Here is a 16,715-nt window from a genome sequence, read left to right as displayed (position 1 = left end):
CCGCATCTGGCGCGAAATCATCGCCGCCAATTTTCAACGCGCCTGAGCGAGCCGGCCAATTGGCCGGCCTGGTCAAGTCAGCTGATCTGCGATTCCAACCAGCCGCCCGTCGACCGACCAGGCACCGGCGCCGGCCATCGCCAGCGCCAGGAAGCCGCCTGCGATCGCGATGTCCTTCATCAGCATCTGCTGGTGCAGGAAGGCGAGCATCGCGTCGTCGCCGCCCTGGCCGTAATGACCGATGAAGCCGGCAACGATGCAGAAGGCCGCGAGCAGCAGGGCAACGATCCGCGTCTGGAAGCCGACGAGGACGAGCGCTCCGGCGATCAGCTCGAACAGGCCGGTGCCCCAGGCTGCGAGCGCCGGCAGGGGCAGGCCGAGGCCGGCGAAATAGCTGGTCGTGCCGGAAATATTGGCCAGCGCCTGGAAGCCGGAAGGGATGAAGAGGGCGGCAAGCAGCAGCCGGGACAGGAGAAGCAGCACGTTGCGGAGCATCATCACCTCCCTGCCGGCGACTCCGGCCCGGCATGCCGATCAGTCTACGCTGCCGGGGCTCGCACGGGAATTGGCTAACGAGGCTGCTCTAAGGACAACGAAAAAGCGGCGCGGAAAATTCCGCGCCGCTTTGTCTAGTTCGGGATTTGAGCGTGGCTCAGCCGCGCTTGGCGTCGATCGAGTAGGAACCGGCGCCAGACGAAGCCAGCACGATGAAGCCGCCGGCGATGGCGAGGTTCTTGAGGAACTGGATCATCTGCATCTGGTCGGCCCAGCCGGTGTGGGCGACCAGCCCGGTGGCAACCGTGAAGATCGCCAGCACCCAGGCCACGATGCGGGTCTGGAAGCCGACGAGGACGGCGAGGCCGCCGAGCAGTTCGATGAGGCCGACGAGGACGGCGGTCACGGTCGGCAGCGGCAGGCCGAGGCTGCCAAAATAGCCGGCGGTGCCGGCAATCGCGGTGAGCTTGCCGAAGCCCGAAAGCAGGAAGATGACGGCCAGCAGGATGCGGCCGAGCAGGATGGTGGTGGAGCTGTTGGAAGCGACGCCGGAACCGGCGACAGAAGTGTTGATGGACATGGGACTCTCTCCGGGAGGATTGGAATGACAACCCAGATAGAGCAGGCAGACTGTTCACCAAAGATGCCGATCTGGCGACAGATTGTTCACCCGGTTACGTCGGTGATACTAGCTTACCCCGGATGCGTCATGTCCTCCGGCCGTACCAGCCGGTCGTAGTCGGCCTCGCTGACCAGCCCTGTAGCCAGTGCTTCCTCGCGCAGGGTGGTGCCCTTCTTGTGCGCCGTCTTGGCGATCTTGGCGGCGTTGTCGTAGCCGATGGTCGGCGCCAGCGCCGTCACCAGCATCAGCGAGCGGTCGAGCGCGGCCTTGATGTTGTCCTCGCGCGCCTCGATGCCGACGACGCAATTGTCGGTGAAGGAGACCGAGGCATCGGCCAGAAGCTGCACCGACTGCAGGAAATTGTAGGCCATCAGCGGGTTGTAGACGTTGAGCTCGAAATGGCCCTGGCTGCCGGCGAAGGTCAGCGCCGCGTTGTTCCCGAACACCTGGACGCAGACCTGCGTCAGCGCCTCGCACTGGGTCGGGTTGACCTTGCCCGGCATGATCGAGGAGCCCGGCTCGTTTTCCGGCAGCGACAGCTCGCCGAGCCCGGAGCGCGGGCCGGAGCCGAGGAAGCGGATGTCGTTGGCGATCTTGAACAGCGCCGCCGCAGCAGCGTTGATCGCGCCGTGCGAGAACACCATGGAATCGTGCGCGGCAAGCGCCTCGAACTTGTTCGGCGCGGTGACGAAGGCGATGCCGGTGATGGCGGCGATGCGGTCGGCCACTTTCTCGGCGAAGCCGACCGGCGCGTTGAGGCCGGTGCCGACGGCGGTGCCGCCCTGCGCCAGCTCCTGTAGGCCGGGCAGCGTCATCTCGATGCGCTTGATCGAGGAGGCGACCTGTGCGGCATAGCCGGAGAATTCCTGTCCCAGCGTCAGCGGCGTGGCATCCTGCGTATGCGTGCGGCCGATCTTGATGATGTGCGCGAACGCGTGGCTCTTCGCCTCCAGCGCCTTGTGCAGGTGCTTCAGCGCCGGCAGCAGGTCGTGCACGATGCGTTCGGCGCAGGCGATGTGCATGGCCGTCGGATAGGTGTCGTTCGACGACTGGCTCATATTGACGTGGTCGTTCGGGTGCACCGGCTTCTTCGAGCCCATGACGCCGCCGAGCAGCTCGATCGCCCGGTTGGAGATCACCTCATTGGCGTTCATGTTGGACTGCGTGCCCGAGCCGGTCTGCCACACCACCAGCGGGAAATGGTCGTTGAGCTTGCCGTCGATGACCTCCTGAGCGGCCTCGATGATCGCCTTGCCGAGCGCTGGATCGAGCCGCTTCAGCTCCATATTGGCTTCGGCCGCGGCGCGCTTGACGATGCCCAGCGCGCGCACGATCGACGCCGGCTGCTTTTCCCAGCCGATCTTGAAATTGCCCAGCGAACGTTGCGCCTGCGCGCCCCAGTAGCGGTCGGCGGCGACCTCGATGGGACCGAATGTGTCGGTTTCGGTTCTGGTCTTCTCAGCGCTCACTGGAGGTCTCCGGTTGTCGAATTCGGCAACGGCGTATCGCGTTGCACAAATGGCATCAAGCGGAGATTGGGGGCGAAGAAGATGCAAATCGGTTGAAGAGTTAGCTAATCTCCCCCCTTGTGGGGGAGATGCCCGGCAGGGCAGAGCGGGCGCGAAGGATCACGGCACCTGGGATGATCCGAGCTGCCATTTCATCCGGCCCTCAATGGGCTGAAACGCTGGCGGGACAGCGCCCCCTCTGGCCTGCCGGCCATCTCCCCACAAGGGGGGAGATCGGCTATTCACCCCGCCGTGTAGCCGCCGTCGATGGCAAAGACGCCGCCGCTGGTCCAGGCAGCCTCGTCGCTGGCGAGATGGACGGCGATGCCGGCAAGGTCGCCGGTGCGGCCGATGCGCCCGAGCGGATAGCTGCGCTCGACATGGGCCTTCAACTCGTCTTGCGCGGAGGCCGGCAGGTTTTCGATCGACTTGCGCCGCATTGCGGTGTCGATCGTGCCTGGCGCGATCGCATTGACCCTTATGCCGCGCGGTCCGAGCTCGAAGGCGAGCGACTTGGTCAGCGAGTTCAGCGCGCCCTTGGAGAGCGAATAGAGGCTCGACGGCCGGTTCGGAATCATCTTGTTGGCGAAATAGGAGGAGATGTTGATGATCGAGACACCGGCGCCGAAATGCGGCAACAGCCGCTGCGTCAGGAAGAACGCCGCCGTCACGTTGAGCGCGAAGGAATGCTGGAACTGCGCCTCGCTGACCGTCTCGAACGGCACGAGATAGGCGACGCCGGCATTGTTGACGAGAATATCAAGCAGTTGGCCGGATGCTTTCACCCGGGCAACCGTCGCATCGATGCCGGCGCCGGTCGCGAGATCGGCCGATAGCGTTTCGACCGCCGCGCCACCCTTCGCCTCGCTTGCCATCGCGTCGCGCGCCGTTGCCAGCTTGCCGGCATCGCGGCCGACGATCAGCACATCGGCGCCTTCGCGCAAAAAGGCCTCCGAGATCGCCAGGCCGATCCCGTCCGATCCGCCCGTCACCAGCGCCCGCTTGCCGTGAAGTCGCATGGGATCCTCCGTCATTGCGCGACGAGTGCATCGCTGACGGGCAAGCGCGGTCAAGCCGAAGGCCTATCGCACAGTATGAACTTCGGCTGGGGGACGGTCTGCGCTTAACCGCCGGCCGGGACAGGCTCCCGCATGGCCAGCCTCGCCGCGACATAGCTCTTCACCTGTCGGATCGCCTGTTCGCGCGACACGCTTCCAGGCTGCAGGCCGAGCCGCAGCCATAGACCGTCGATCAGCGCCGTGACGCCAAGCGCAATCTCCTCGGCGTCCTCGGGCAAGGCAAGGGCGCTGAGCCCGGACAAAAGATTGGAGCGCATGCGCGCATGCAGCACCTTCTGGATACGCGCCAGCTTCTCGTCGCGCGGCACCTCGGCGCAGAGCGACAGCCAGGCATAGCACAGCGATGGCTGGAACAGGTGCGGTTCGAAATTGCCGTCGATGATGGCATCCACCCGCTGCATCGGCGTCTGCGCGTGCCGCAGCCGCGCCACCACGGCCTTGCGCAGGACGAGGTTCGATTCGCGCATCGCGTGCTCGAAGAGTTCCTGCTTGCTGCTGAAATAGTGCAGCACGATGCCCTTCGAGGCGCCTGCCTGCGCGGCGACCTTCTCGATTGTGGCGCCGGCAATGCCTTCGCGTTGAAGCACGGCAAAGGCCGCCTGCCGCAGCTCCGTGCGGCGTATGTCGCTGAGACGCTTGAGTTTCAAGGGCGAATTCCGTGCATCGAGAATCGAGGTTGACATTTTCGTCCGCTGAGATCAAGAATTGACCAATGGGACAATATACAAACCAATTGGTCAACAAACCGCGAATGAGGAGAACCGAAATGCATCGCTTGATAGGGGCAGGCGCCGCGCTCTGCGTGCTGGCGCTCTCGACGCAACCGGGCCTGGCGGCCGAGTCCAAGGAATGCAGCGCTGTTCGCATGGCCGAACCCGGCTGGAACGATCTCGCCTTCACCACGGGGATCGCCAACGTCCTGCTTCAAGCGCTCGGCTATCAGCCGCAGAGCCAGGTGCTAGGCATCAACGTCATCTACGAGGGCATGAAGAACAACGATCTCGACCTGTTCCTGGGCTACTGGGATCCCGCGATGGTCACCTATTACGAGCCTTACAAGAAGGATGGTTCGGTCGAGAATGTGCGCGTCAATCTCGAGGGCGCCAAATACACCTTCGCGGTGCCCACCTATGTCTGGGAGGCCGGTGTCAAGGACTTCTCCGACCTGCACAAGTTCGCCGACAAGTTCGGTAAGAAGATGTACGGCATCGAGCCCGGATCCAACCAGTTGATGATGGACGCCATAGCCGACCCGTCGCTGGACCTCGGCGGCTGGCAGGTCGTGGAGTCGAGCGAAGCCGGCATGCTTTCGGAGGTCGGCTACGAGATCAAGGAAAAGCAGTTCATCGTCTTCCAGGGCTGGGCGCCGCATCCGATGAACACCATGTACGACTTCAAGTATCTGACCGGCGGCGACAAGTTCTATGGGCCCAATTTCGGCGCCGCGACGGTGACGACGCAGGTCCGCAAGGGCTACCTCCAGCAATGTCCGAATGTCGCGCAGCTGTTGAAGAATCTCGCCTTCGATGTCGATTTCGAGAATGTCGGCATGGGCTATCTGATCAATGACGGCATGAAGCCCGAGGAGGCTGGACTGAAGGCGATCACGCTGAACAAGGACCGCCTCGACGCCTGGCTCGCTGGCGTGACCACCTTCGAGGGCAAGCCGGGCCTTGCCGCCGTCAAGGAAAAGCTCGGCCTGTGAGCTCTGCTGCGCTCGCCCCTTGGCCGGAACAGGAAGCCTGGGCCAGCCGCAAACGGGTCATCGACCTCGACGGCCTCGAAATGGCCTATGTCGAGTTCGCCGGATCGGAACCGGCGCTGCTGTTGGTGCACGGCTTCACCGACACCAGCCGCAGCTTCTCGCTTCTGGCGCCGCACCTTGCCGGCCGCCGATTGGTCATTCCCGACCTGCGCGGCCATGGCGCCTCGCTGGCAGGAAGGGGCTATGGCATCGGCGACTTCGCCAGCGATCTCGCGGGGTTGGTCCGCAACTTGCGGCTGGAGCGGCCGGTTGTGGTCGGCCATTCGCTGGGCGCCATGATCGCGCTCGAGTTGGCTGCACGGCAACCGGAACTCATCGGCGGGCTGGTGCTGTTGGCCGGCACTCTGAAGCCCGATCTGGCAGTGGACCATCCAATGGTTGCAGGCGTGCGGGAACTGCGCGATCCGATATCGCCGGCGGACCCGTTTTATGCCTGGTGGCATGCCTGCCAGCCCGGCGTGCCGCGGGCTTTTCTCGCCGCCGCCGCCAAGGAGGCGTCGGCGATGCCGGCGTCACGCTGGCGCACCCTTCTGGACGAAATACGCGGAACGGACCTCACCGCCGCCGCGCGCGCCTTGCGTGTCGCGGCACTTGTCATCGGCGGCGGGCGCGATCCGATCTTCGACGCAACCCATCAGCGACGGCTGGCTGAGGAAATTCCCGCCGCGAGGCTCGTGGCCGCAGCCCATTGCGGGCACAATCCGCACTGGGAAGATCCGACGCTGGTCGCGGCCACCATCTCCGATTACGTCCAGACGCGGACCGAAGGCGGGCAAAGCCGCATGGGCGGAGCCGTTTCGAGGCGAGGGCGCTCATGAACCTGGCGCAATACATGGCATCAGACGCCGTCGCCCTGGCCGGCCACGTCCGCTCCGGCGAACTGTCCGCCGTCGAAATTGCCGAAGCCGCGATCGAAGCGATCGAATTGCTCAACCCGGCGATCAATGCGGTGACGCTGATCGACGCGGAGCGCGCGCTGTCTGCCGCAGCGCGCTGCGACGCGAAGGCCGCGTTGGCGGGCGTGCCGTTCCTGGTCAAGGACACCGGCGTTTATGTGCGGGAGTGGCCGACCACCCACGCGTCGCTCTATTTCAGGGATGCCGCGCCGAAGCCCGACAGCGAAATCGTCAGGCGCTGGCGGAACGCCGGCCTGACCTTGCTCGGCAAGACCAACACGCCGGAATTCGCCAATGACTTCGTCACCGAGCCCGTTGTTCACGGCCCGACCTTGAACCCGTGGGACCTGTCGGTGACGGCGGGCGGTTCGAGCGGCGGCGCGGCGGCCGCGGTGGCAAGCGGCATGGTGCCGGTTGCCCACGGTTCCGACATCGGCGGCTCGATCCGGGTGCCGGCGGCCTGTTGCGGCGTGTTCGGCATGAAGCCGTCGCGAGGCCTCAATCCCGTCGGCCCCTATCGCGATCAGGTCGGCGCCGGACTTTTCGTCGAGAACGTTCTTTCGCGAACCGTTCGTGACACCGCCGCAATGCTCGACATCACCGTCGGCCCCGAACCGGGCGCGCCATGCTTCGTGTCGAGATCGGTGCCCTCCTATCTGGATTGGCTGTCGTCGCCGGCCGAGCGCATGCGCATTGCCTGCGTGGCGCATCGGCCGGATGGCGCGCCGGTGGCGGCGGAGATCGAGGAGAAGTTCCGGCAAGCCATGGCGCTGCTGGAGGAGATGGGGCACGAGGTGATTGAGGGCCGCTTTCCGCCGGAGGCCGATGGCGGCGCCGAATGGAGCATTTTCTGGATGTCGGAGGTCGCGTTGCTCGTCGACGAGCGGGCCAACGATATCGGCCGCATGCCTCTGCCCGGCGAAATCGAAGCGCTGAGTTTGCATGCGCTGGACCGTTTCCGCCGCTCGTCGGCCGCCGACTATTTGAAGGCGCAGGCCCGACAGCATCGGGCATCGCTGGCGATGGCAAGGACGTTCGACGGCTTCGACCTGATCATGACGCCGGCGACAGCCGACTTGCCGCCCCTAATTGGCGCTGTCCGTGGCGATGACGCCGCGTTCGATTATGCAGCATGGGTGGATCGGGCCTACGGCTTCGCGCCGTTCACGGAAATCTTCAACGTGACCGGACAACCTGCCGCCAGCCTCCCGCTTTTCCTGTCCAAAGACGGCCTGCCGATCGGCATTCAGCTTGCCGGTCGGCCCAATGAGGACCATAGGCTGCTTGGAATTTCCTACGCGCTGGAACAGGCAACCGGCTGGAGCAAGCGTCGTCCGCCCGTCCAGGTCAGGCTTGCCGCGCTCGCCATCGAGTTGGGCGGCACCTGCCCCCGGAATGGAGCGATTACCGCAAGGCTAGCCGAGTAGCGATCGCGATGTCGGCGAGAGCCGCAATGTTTCCGTCGGCCTGGTCTGGTCTGCCTGCGCCCCGCCTCGAAACGCCTGCCATGCCGGCAAGGCGGCGAGGGCGGTTTGCGACCGGCGGCGCGCGTCTTCGTGGTCGAAGCCGATGACGCCGAGAAAGACGTTTTCGGCCGATCGCACCGGCAGGCGCGGAAAGGTATTTTCCGCATGCTCGCTGATGAAGGCGCCAAGCAGGCGGGCGCCGTTCGCCGCGAGCAGCGGGGCGGCATCCGTTTCGAAACGCTCGGCGTAGTCGGCTTCGGCGCCCGGATGCAAATGATGAATCTGAATCTCAACAATGACAGGCAAGCGCTTCTTATCGCGTTTTCGACCCCATCGCAAGCTGGCCGTCGCACCCTCGACAGGTCGAACCCGGCGCCCGGCCATGCCGGCTTCAGCAGCAGCACGTCGTCGGAATCGATCATCGTCGCATTGGCGGCCTCCTTGTGCGCGGCCCACACCGGGCCGCTATAGAAGGCCGTCAGCGCCTCCTTCCGCGCCGCCATGTCCGCGAAGCCGCGCATCCACACGAACATGTCCGGACGGTCGAGGTCGCGAAACTGGCCGATGATGGTCATGCCCGCCGCCTCCTGGCTTTCGATGAACTCGCGCTCGAAGAGGTCGATCAGCGTTTCGCGCCGTCTGGGCTTTAGCGTGTACTGCCTGAGTTCCACGATCGGTGACGCAAGGCGTGCAGAGGTTTCGTTTCGAGCAAGGTCCATTGTCGACTCCAAAACAGGGTGATCATCCTGTTTTGTAAAACAGACCGGTTGTCCTGTTTTGTCAATCTGCTATTTCTCTCTTCCTTCTCCCTGTGCGGGAGAGGTGGATTGGCGCGCAGCGCCAAGACGGATGAGGGTGCCGGACGGATCGCCGTTCTTGCCAGGCTGGAGCACCCTTCATCCGCCTTCACTTGGTTCAGGCACCTTCTCTCCCAAGGGAAGATGGAGGAGATGGCGATGCGCCAAAAACGCACCAACGACCCGGAAGGCATGCGCCGGCGCGTGCTCGACGTGGCGGAGGAATCCTTCCAGGCGCGCGGCTATCATGCCTCCAGTCTAGGTGACCTGATGGCGGCGGCGGGCGTCACCGGCGGCGCGCTGCATCACCATTTCCCGACCAAGAAGGCGCTGGCGCTGGCGGTGATCGAGGAGCGGGTGGCCGCCGCCGTCGATCAGACCTGGATCGCGCCGGTGCGCGCCGCATCCTCGGCGCGCGAAGGCGTCCGCGCCGTGTTCGAGGCGGTGGCGGCGGAACTGGAACGGCAAGGTTTTGTGCGCGGCTGTCCGCTCAACAACCTCGCGCATGAACTGTCGCTCGCCGACCCGGACTTCCGCATCGCGCTTGCCGGCATTTTTGCCGGCTGGCGGCTGGCGATCGCCGACAAGCTGCGGGTCGACCGGCAAGCGGGCCGGGACGAGGGCACGGACCCCGAGCGCTATGCCACGCTGGCGGTCGCCGCCTATTCGGGCGCCATGTCGATGGCCAAGACGGCGCAGGATGCGGGTCTGCTGCGGGATTGCCTGGCGGGGTTGGAGCAGGGCGCCCCATCCTCACAGAGCGGATTGGTAGAGAGGCGGCGCCGCAGGGTGCTGCCGCGACCGAGAACCCTTTGATGTCGGCCCGCCAGCGCTTCCGGCCGTCAGGCGCTACTGCGGCAGCGGCTTGATCGTCTCGTAGCCGACCACGCTTTCCGAATTCGTTCCCTCGTCATAGCGCCGGGCCAGCGATGCGCCGAGATCCGGCGCGTAGAGCGCGGTGAACGTGTCCAGCGTCTCGCCGGCCTGGTTCTTGATCGTCTCCTTGACCGCCAGCACATTGTATTTGCAGCCGCCGAGGCTGAACGTCTCCTTGCCCTTCACCGCCAGTTCCAGCGTCTTTGTGCCTTTCGGCTGCTTCTTCGGCGACAGCTCGACGAACTGCGTCGTGCTCTTCGCGCCAGCTTTGAGCGGAAACAGCTTTTTCAGGTCGCCAAGCGGGATCATCGCCAGATGGCCGGTCGTGCTGTCGCGAAACACCTCGATCAGCCCGGCATAGAGATACTGCGTCTGCGGCGATTCCGACTGGTATGTGTTGGCGACCGAAACCATGCCGCCGGCCGCCGGCCGGAACTCGCTGCGGACGCCCGGCATCTCCAGCACGAAGCCGGTCTTGGCGGTCTTGGCGTCGACGCATTCGGCGCCATGCGCGGTGCCCGCCGCGGCAAGCAGGGCCATGCCGATCGTTGCGGCCTTCATCGCATCCTCCTCTTCCCGCTCAAGTTGAAGGCGCAAGACTGCCAGACCCATTCCGCCATGTCGATGCTTGGCGGGTCGGGGAGGGAACTGGACGGCCGGGCGCCGCCTGTGCTGAATCTCGGCCATGATGACTCGCTTGCCCATCCGATCAATTTCCCGGCGCAGCGCCCTGAAGCAGTTGGCGGGCTTCGCCGCGGCCGGCGCTTTTGCTCGCCAGGCCTTCGGCCAGACCGGAAAGCGCATCCAGCCGATCGACGCCACCTTCCTGTTTATCGCTGATATCCACGCCTGCCGCATGGCGAGCGGGCTGAGCCCCAACTGCCTGCAGGAGGGCAAGACCGATGCCGCGCTGCTGCGCAGCGTCGCCGCGCTGAACGGCATCGCCGACAAGCAATGGCCGGCCGAGATCGGTGGCGTCGCCACCGGCCTGCGTTCGGCCGGCAGCCGCATCGGCACGCCGCTTGGCCTGGTCACCGGCGGCGACATCACCGACGACGGCGGCGGCCAAGTCACCGAGCCCAGCGAGGGCACGCAGCTGCTGCAGTTCAGCCAGCGCTACCAGCAGGGCATCGGCCCAGACCGCGTCCACATGCCCGTCTATGTCGGGCTCGGTAACCACGACCTCGACCAGAACGGCTCGCCGCCGCATGTCGACTGGTACCGCCGCGAATTGCGCGACTATGTCGAGGTCAACCATCGCGCCGGCGTGTTCTTCAAGCCGCCGGTGCCGGCGACCGACTATGACGTCGACACCGACTGCTATTCCTGGGATTGGGGCGGCCTGCATCTCGTCCAGACGCACCGCTTCGCCGGCGACACCGGCCATGGAGCGCTGAGCAGCCTGCCATGGCTGAAGCAGGACCTGGCTACCTATGCCGGCGACGGCCGCCCGGTCGTCCTGTTCCAGCACTATGGCTGGGATATCTTTTCGACGGAGCGCTGGGATCCGGCCAAGCGGACCTATGACGACGGCGGCACCGGCGCACCGCATTGGTGGGGCGAGGCGGATCGCCAGGCGCTGCTGGCGGCCCTCAAGGGCTACAACGTCATCGCAATCTTCCACGGCCATCAGCACGAGGTGCCGATGATCTACCGCCGCGACGGGCTCGACCTGTTCAAGCCGAAGGCCGCCTATATGGGCGGCTTCGCGCTGGCGCGAGTGACCGGCGACAGCATGGACGTGGTGCTCGGCGAAGCGGCCGGCGACCATGGCGAGGTTGTCTTCACCAACGCGTTCACGAAGGCGCTTCAGGCATGACCGCGAAGGCCTGCCAAATCACATCGCCTTTTTGATCACGGCTTTCATGTCGCCACAGGCCTTCTGCACCTTGCCCGTAGCCTTGTCCGCGATGCCCCTGATTTGCATCGGACGGTTTCCGGTGGCCTTGCCAACCGTCTGCCGGATCGAGCCTTTGATCTGCTTGGCCAGGCCCGCAATCTGGTCGATGTTCACCATCTCCGCATCTCCCGGAGATCCAATCGCGAGAGAAACGGGCTGATGTGCCTCCCGGTTCCGCACAGTCGAAGCGAGCCGCGCGAAGGCGCTGGATGGCAATATCGTCAGCGAAACGCTTTGCCGCTTCGCCGCGCGCCACTAAGGTGGCGGGAAAACAGGGGAACCGCCTTGGCTGAATTCACGCTCTTCATCGGCAACAAATGTTTCTCCTCCTGGTCGCTCAGGCCTTGGGTGGCGATGCGGCATCTGGAGATCCCGTTCGAGGAGAGTTTTGTGCGCCTGCGCACGCCGGAGACCTTTGCCAATCTGGCCAAGGTGTCGCCGACCGGCCTGGTGCCGGTGTTGAATCACAATGGCAGGATCGTCTGGGAAACCCTTGCGATCCTTGAATATCTGGCCGACCTTTATCCCGAGAAAAAGCTCTGGCCGGACGATCTCGGCGCCCGCGCCCTGGCGCGCTCGGTGGCGACCGAGATGCATTCCGGCTTTCGCGAGGTCCGCTATGGCTGGCCGATGAACCTGCGCCGGCCGAAGAGCCACAAGCCGCTCGATCCCGAGGGCGAGGTCCAGCGGGCTCGCATCGAGGCGATCTGGCGGCAATGCCGCGCCGAATACGGCAAGGGCGGCCCGTTCCTGTTCGGCCATTTCACCGCGGCCGACGCCATGTACGCTCCGATCATCACCCGCTTCGACACCTATGGCGGGGAACTCGCGCCCGATACGCGGGCCTATGTCGACGCCGTGCTGTCGACACCGGCGATGCGGCATTGGTACGCGGAGGCGGCGAAGGAACCGTGGCCGGAGCCCGGTCCTCACGAACAGGACTGACCACTAGGAGGGCCTCCGACAGGCTCAAGGCGATCCTCGACGGCCGGGGCGGTTTCGGCATGGGCTTTCAGCCTCGGCAACGACATATCGGGTGAAGAAAATTGACCACCATCCCGGTTCGGCATAATACGTAACCAAATGGATACGTATTATGCCGCAAGCTGATCCTGACCGCTCCGTTTTCCGCGCTATCGCCGACCCGACGCGCCGCGCCATCCTCGACCGCTTGCGGCTGGGTCCGGCGCCGGTCAACGAACTGGCCGCGGCCTTTTCGCAGAGCCGGCCGGCGATCTCCAAGCACCTGCGCATCCTGCGCGAGCTCAACGTCGTCTCCGAGCAGAAGTACGGCCGCGAGCGGCTCTATCGGCTGGAACCGGCCGAACTGAAGGACGTCGCCGACTGGATCCTGCCCTACCGCGACTTCTGGCAGGCGAGCCTCGGCAATCTGAAATCCTATCTGGAGCAAGAGTGATGGCGGGCAACGACAGACCACGCGCGATCGCCGACGTGTCGGCTGGCACCATCCTGGCCACGGTGACGATCGCCGTGCCGCCGGAGCGGGTGTTCCGCGCGATCACCGCCGCGGACCAGATCCCGCTCTGGTGGGGTGCGGACGACATGTACCGCACCACGAAGCACACCGCCGACGTCCGGCCGGGCGGCGCCTGGCGCTCCGAAGGCAAGGGCGCCGACGGCCGTGATTTCCACGTCCAGGGCGAATATGTCGAGGTCGAGCCGCCGCACCGCCTGGTGATGACCTGGAGGGCGCCGTGGGACGGCGACCAGGTGACGACCGTCACCTACACGCTGGAGCCGGTGGAGACCGGAACGCGGCTGACGCTGCGCCACGAGGGTTTTGGCGCGCGCCACGACTCCTGCCGCGACCATGGCTTCGGCTGGGAGCGGGTGCTGGGCTGGCTCGGTCAGTTCCTCGCCGCCGAGGCAGGCATCAAGCCGTCCGGCGTGTTCCATTGCCGGCTGATCCCGCCGCGCCCGGATTTCGCCTTCACCCTGACTGAGGAGGAGCGGGCACTGATGGGCCGCCATGCCGACTATCTGCGGACCCAGCTTCGCGAGGGGAGAATGATGATCGCTGGCCCGGTCGCCGACCCGACCGGGCCCTGGGGCCTGTGCATCCTTCGCGTCGGCACCGAAGCCGAGGCGAGGGCGGTGACCGATGCCGATCCGGTTGTGCGGTCGGGCCGCGGCTTCCGCTACGAGGTGCTGCCGATGATGAGCGTGATCATGTGAGCGCCATAAAAGAACGCCCCTCGCGCGGTTTATTGCGTGGGGGCGTCCTTTTGCCGTCCGAAAACTTGAGATTGCTCTCATGAACCGACGACATCACCATAACGGCTGACCTCGGCATCGGTTCCACAGCCGGCGAAGAAAAATTGCAGCCTCTGTCAGCGCGACTGTGCGGCACCCGGGCGCAAGGCTGGCCTTTTCCGTTTCCGCGGCGCCGATCTGTGCTAGGACCGGCTGGGATTCGTCGATCGACGCGCAGTGCCGCGCGACCCCATGCTCACGGCAAGGAAAGACATGGCCATCAAATTCTCCGCCAAGGCTCCATCCGCGTCTCCGCCTGCAGCCAAGCCGGCCAAGCCGGCCGCCGCGCCGAAGGCCGATAAGCCGGCCGCGACCGACCTGTTCGACGGGTCGGCGGAAACGCCGCCTCGCAAGACCAAAAAGAAGAAATAGCGCTTTGCCGCACGAGGCCGATCACGAAGATTCGAACTGGCCATCCGGCTTTGCCAGCGGCCTCGGCTGGACAGGTGTCGCTGAAGGCGTCGTCTTTGATTGCCAGAGCTGCGGCGCCTGCTGTTCCTACTCGGCCGAATGGCCGCGTTTCTCGACGGAAGACGACGCGCAGCTCGATCGCATCCCGGAGAAATTCGTGTCGGCCGACCTGTCCGGCATGCGCTGCGAGGGCGTGCGCTGTTCCGCGCTCTCCGGCGAGATCGGCAAGCAGACGGCCTGCGGCATCTATGAGCTCCGCCCCGATGTCTGCCGCGCCTGCATGCCCGGCGGCGACGACTGCCTGATGGCGCGTGCCGCGCATGGGCTGCCGCTTGTTGGTCTCCCCCTCGAGGGGGGAGATTGCTCACCGACCCCGCTTGCCCCGCCTCAAGCGGCCGGATACCTTCCGCGCCGGGCAGGGGCTGCGGAGGATCTATGAGCATCGAATTCTTGTTGACGACGCTGATCGTCGTCGCCTCGCCGGGCACCGGCGTTCTCTACACGCTCAGCGCCGGCCTTTCGCGCGGCGCTCGCGCCTCGATCATTGCCGCCTTCGGCTGCACGCTGGGCATCATCCCGCATATGGCGGCCGCCATCACTGGCCTTGCCGCGGTGCTGCACACCAGCGCTGTCGCCTTCGAGACGCTGAAATATCTGGGCGTCGCCTATCTGCTCTACATGGCCTGGAACACGCTGAAGGAGAAGGGCGGCCTCAGTGTCGACGAGAACGTCGCGCCGCGCTCGGCCGGCAAGGTGATCACGTCCGGCATCCTGATCAACATCCTCAATCCGAAGCTGTCGATCTTCTTCTTTGCCTTCCTGCCGCAATTCGTCAGCACCACCGAACCGAACGCGTTTTCGAAGATGCTGGAGCTCTCCGGCGTCTTCATGCTCGTCACCTTCGTCGTCTTCGCCGGCTACGGCATCTTCGCGGCCTCGATCCGCAGCCATGTCGTGTCGCGGCCGAAGGTGCTGACCTGGATGCGCCGCACCTTCGCCGGTGCTTTCGTCATGCTCGGCGCCAAGCTGGCGCTGACGGACCGGTAGCGCCAATCGGCGCTACCCCTTCACATATCCCATCGCCTCGACGATGCGTCCGCCGGCAACGCGCATCAGGTTGACGCCGCGCAGCGAATTGCCGTCCGCCATCCAGTAGCGCCAGCGGATCGTCGCCCGCTCGCCGGCGACGAAGGTTTCTTCCATGTCGAAGCGCGTGCCGGCCTGGGTTGCGATCGCCGTCCATAGCCCGACGCACGCTTCGCCGCCTGTGTGGCGGGCACCCTCGGGCGCCGGTACGGTGTTTTCGATCACGCAGTTCTCGCCCACCAGTTCGGCCAGCGCCGACGGGTCGTGGCGCTGGAACACGTCGTTGAAGCGCCGCATGATCTCGGCCGTCTCTCGAGACTGGTCGTCTGGGTGGATGTCGATGATGCTATCGGGTTTCATTGCGTTTTCCCCTGAGGTCATTGTCCGGCACCGACGAGGATCGCCCTGAGGTTGATCTGAGGCACGCCGGCCAGCGCGCGCGAGACGAGGCAGCCGGCCTTGGCGGATTGGGCAAGGCGCTCGAATTCGTCTTGCGCGAGGTCCGCGACCTCCGCCTCCGTTTCGAGGTCGATGCGCGTGATCGTCGGGCCCGCCGCGGTCGCACCGAGATGCACCCTGGCAATGGTGCGGATGTTCCGCGCGACGTGACCCTCCTGGCCGAGAGCAAAGGTCAGAGCCATCGAGAAGCAGCCGGCATGCGCCGCGGCGATCAGCTCTTCCGGGTTGGTGCCGGGGCCATTCTCGAAACGCGACGGAAAGGAATAGGCGCCCTCGAAGACGCCGCTACCAAGCCGCAGGCGGCCCGAACCTTCCTTCAGCGTGCCTTGCCATTCGGCCGAAGCCTCGCGAATTGTCATCGTGTCCTCCTGGGTCGACGAGTGTATATATAGACCGATCTGCATATTATGTAGACCGATTGTCATATTCTGCGCAAGGCCTATAATGGTTGCTCCTGACAGAGGTTGACATGGCGAACGACACCCGGGCCCGCATACTCGAGACGACCGGCCTGCTGCTGAGGCAGCGCGGCTATCACGGCACCTCGCTGAACGACATTTTGAGCGCCAGCGCGGCCCCCCGCGGCTCGCTCTACTTTCATTTTCCGGGCGGCAAGGACCAGCTGGTCATCGAGGTGACGCGCGCCAGCGTCGCCGAGGTGACGGAGCGGCTGGGTGCTGCGCTGGCGGCGGAAGACAACCCGGCCGTATCGGTCCGCCACATCTATCAGTCGGTGGCTACCATGCTGGAGGAGAACCAGTTCTCGCTCGGCTGTCCGATCGCGCCTGTCGTGCTGGACTCGCCAACACCGGAGCTGGCGGAATTGTGCCGCTCGGCCTTCGAGCAGTGGATTGGCCTGCTGCGCCAGGCATTCGTCAGGGCAGGGGTGCCCGAGCGGCGCGCGCAGGCGCTTGCGCTGCTCGTCGAATCCTCGCTCGAGGGCCTGATGGTGATCGCCCGAGCCACCCGCGACCACGGGCCGCTCACGGCCGTGGCCGATGAAGTGACGGCGCTGGTGGAGGCGGCGGTGCGTGCCGGCAAGGCGGCGGAGCGCGAGGAAGCTACCGTTTAGAGCAGTTCA

General features: G+C 65.3%; 21 protein-coding genes and 2 pseudogenes. 12 read left to right on the top strand and 11 right to left on the bottom strand.

Going from position 1 to position 16,715, the window contains the following annotated elements; translation table 11 throughout:
- Positions 1-72 precede the first annotated feature (72 nt).
- From EN846_RS23640 to betI, 5 genes are all read right to left on the bottom strand, one after another.
- Complete coding sequence (locus EN846_RS23640; protein WP_127391503.1) at positions 73-495, bottom strand: DoxX family protein; 423 nt, start codon at positions 493-495, stop codon at positions 73-75.
- Positions 496-652: 157 nt separating this feature from the next.
- Complete coding sequence (locus tag EN846_RS23635; RefSeq protein WP_126055158.1) at positions 653-1,075, bottom strand: DoxX family protein; 423 nt, start codon at positions 1,073-1,075, stop codon at positions 653-655.
- Between the two features lie 113 nt (positions 1,076-1,188).
- Positions 1,189-2,586, bottom strand: coding sequence for a class II fumarate hydratase (gene fumC, locus EN846_RS23630; RefSeq protein ID WP_127391500.1), 1,398 nt, complete (start codon positions 2,584-2,586; stop codon positions 1,189-1,191).
- 281 nt (positions 2,587-2,867) lie between these two features.
- Entirely contained in the window at positions 2,868-3,644 is a 777-nt protein-coding gene (locus EN846_RS23625) for an SDR family oxidoreductase (RefSeq protein ID WP_127391501.1), read from the bottom strand.
- 104 nt (positions 3,645-3,748) lie between these two features.
- On the bottom strand, positions 3,749-4,387 hold the full coding sequence (betI, locus tag EN846_RS23620) for a transcriptional regulator BetI (protein WP_127391502.1): 639 nt from the start codon (positions 4,385-4,387) through the stop codon (positions 3,749-3,751).
- 83 nt (positions 4,388-4,470) lie between these two features.
- Between betI and choX the strand changes: the two genes are divergently transcribed.
- Genes choX through EN846_RS23605 form a run of 3 tightly spaced genes read left to right on the top strand, consistent with a single transcriptional unit; the run spans position 4,471 to position 7,792 of the window.
- Entirely contained in the window at positions 4,471-5,409 is a 939-nt protein-coding gene (gene choX, locus EN846_RS23615; protein WP_127284182.1) for a choline ABC transporter substrate-binding protein, read from the top strand.
- Positions 5,406-6,287: an alpha/beta hydrolase gene (locus EN846_RS23610; protein WP_245493498.1), complete on the top strand. Its 882-nt coding sequence runs from the start codon at positions 5,406-5,408 to the stop codon at positions 6,285-6,287. Before choX ends, EN846_RS23610 begins: the two co-directional genes overlap by 4 nt.
- Positions 6,284-7,792, top strand: coding sequence for an amidase (locus EN846_RS23605; RefSeq protein ID WP_135859308.1), 1,509 nt, complete (start codon positions 6,284-6,286; stop codon positions 7,790-7,792). The genes EN846_RS23610 and EN846_RS23605 overlap by 4 nt, the downstream gene beginning before the upstream one ends.
- On the opposite strand, the gene EN846_RS35915 is transcribed toward EN846_RS23605, so the two are convergent.
- Both EN846_RS35915 and EN846_RS35910 read right to left on the bottom strand, forming a co-directional pair.
- Entirely contained in the window at positions 7,781-8,215 is a 435-nt protein-coding gene (locus EN846_RS35915; RefSeq protein ID WP_245518728.1) for an NIPSNAP family protein, read from the bottom strand. The two genes, EN846_RS23605 and EN846_RS35915, sit on opposite strands and share 12 nt — an antisense overlap.
- A gap of 59 nt (positions 8,216-8,274) precedes the next feature.
- Positions 8,275-8,550 (bottom strand): annotated as a pseudogene (locus EN846_RS35910) (NIPSNAP family protein); the annotation flags it as partial.
- Positions 8,551-8,787: 237 nt separating this feature from the next.
- On the opposite strand from EN846_RS35910, the gene EN846_RS23595 reads away from it, so the two are divergent.
- On the top strand, positions 8,788-9,444 hold the full coding sequence (locus EN846_RS23595) for a TetR/AcrR family transcriptional regulator (protein ID WP_245493413.1): 657 nt from the start codon (positions 8,788-8,790) through the stop codon (positions 9,442-9,444).
- 33 nt (positions 9,445-9,477) lie between these two features.
- On the opposite strand, the gene EN846_RS23590 is transcribed toward EN846_RS23595, so the two are convergent.
- Positions 9,478-10,065, bottom strand: a complete 588-nt coding sequence (locus tag EN846_RS23590; protein ID WP_127393601.1) for a hypothetical protein — start codon at positions 10,063-10,065, stop codon at positions 9,478-9,480.
- A gap of 124 nt (positions 10,066-10,189) precedes the next feature.
- Between EN846_RS23590 and EN846_RS23585 the strand changes: the two genes are divergently transcribed.
- A complete protein-coding gene (locus EN846_RS23585) occupies positions 10,190-11,323 on the top strand; it encodes a metallophosphoesterase (RefSeq protein WP_127393600.1) in 1,134 nt (377 codons plus the stop codon).
- An 18-nt stretch (positions 11,324-11,341) separates the two neighbouring features.
- On the opposite strand, the gene EN846_RS23580 is transcribed toward EN846_RS23585, so the two are convergent.
- Positions 11,342-11,521 carry a CsbD family protein gene (locus tag EN846_RS23580; protein WP_127284176.1) on the bottom strand — a complete coding sequence of 60 codons (180 nt, stop codon included), beginning with the start codon at positions 11,519-11,521 and terminating at the stop codon, positions 11,342-11,344.
- Positions 11,522-11,689: 168 nt separating this feature from the next.
- Between EN846_RS23580 and EN846_RS23575 the strand changes: the two genes are divergently transcribed.
- The 6 genes and pseudogenes from EN846_RS23575 (at position 11,690) to EN846_RS23555 (ending at position 15,136) form a co-directional block, all read left to right on the top strand.
- Complete coding sequence (locus EN846_RS23575; protein WP_127284175.1) at positions 11,690-12,349, top strand: glutathione S-transferase family protein; 660 nt, start codon at positions 11,690-11,692, stop codon at positions 12,347-12,349.
- A gap of 151 nt (positions 12,350-12,500) precedes the next feature.
- Positions 12,501-12,821 carry a metalloregulator ArsR/SmtB family transcription factor gene (locus tag EN846_RS23570; protein WP_127284174.1) on the top strand — a complete coding sequence of 107 codons (321 nt, stop codon included), beginning with the start codon at positions 12,501-12,503 and terminating at the stop codon, positions 12,819-12,821.
- On the top strand, positions 12,821-13,600 hold the full coding sequence (locus EN846_RS23565) for an SRPBCC domain-containing protein (RefSeq protein WP_127309760.1): 780 nt from the start codon (positions 12,821-12,823) through the stop codon (positions 13,598-13,600). The genes EN846_RS23570 and EN846_RS23565 overlap by 1 nt, the downstream gene beginning before the upstream one ends.
- Before the next feature lie 291 nt (positions 13,601-13,891).
- Complete coding sequence (locus EN846_RS35245; RefSeq protein WP_187331455.1) at positions 13,892-14,050, top strand: hypothetical protein; 159 nt, start codon at positions 13,892-13,894, stop codon at positions 14,048-14,050.
- A 91-nt stretch (positions 14,051-14,141) separates the two neighbouring features.
- Positions 14,142-14,426: pseudogene (locus EN846_RS35905) on the top strand (YkgJ family cysteine cluster protein); the annotation flags it as partial.
- Positions 14,427-14,524: 98 nt separating this feature from the next.
- A complete protein-coding gene (locus EN846_RS23555) occupies positions 14,525-15,136 on the top strand; it encodes a LysE family translocator (RefSeq protein WP_127393744.1) in 612 nt (203 codons plus the stop codon).
- 12 nt (positions 15,137-15,148) lie between these two features.
- On the opposite strand, the gene EN846_RS23550 is transcribed toward EN846_RS23555, so the two are convergent.
- Positions 15,149-15,535, bottom strand: a complete 387-nt coding sequence (locus EN846_RS23550) for a nuclear transport factor 2 family protein (protein ID WP_127393745.1) — start codon at positions 15,533-15,535, stop codon at positions 15,149-15,151.
- A 17-nt stretch (positions 15,536-15,552) separates the two neighbouring features.
- On the bottom strand, positions 15,553-15,993 hold the full coding sequence (locus EN846_RS23545) for an OsmC family protein (RefSeq protein ID WP_127393746.1): 441 nt from the start codon (positions 15,991-15,993) through the stop codon (positions 15,553-15,555).
- A gap of 110 nt (positions 15,994-16,103) precedes the next feature.
- Here EN846_RS23545 and EN846_RS23540 point away from each other — a divergent pair, with 110 nt between their 5' ends.
- Complete coding sequence (locus EN846_RS23540) at positions 16,104-16,706, top strand: TetR/AcrR family transcriptional regulator (RefSeq protein ID WP_127393747.1); 603 nt, start codon at positions 16,104-16,106, stop codon at positions 16,704-16,706.
- The last annotated feature ends 9 nt before the right edge of the window (positions 16,707-16,715 follow it).

Origin of the sequence: Mesorhizobium sp. M4B.F.Ca.ET.203.01.1.1 (assembly GCF_004791025.1) — a bacterium.
In the GTDB taxonomy this organism is placed as follows: Bacteria; Pseudomonadota; Alphaproteobacteria; order Rhizobiales; family Rhizobiaceae; genus Mesorhizobium; species Mesorhizobium abyssinicae.
This window is presented reverse-complemented; position numbering and strand designations above follow the sequence as displayed.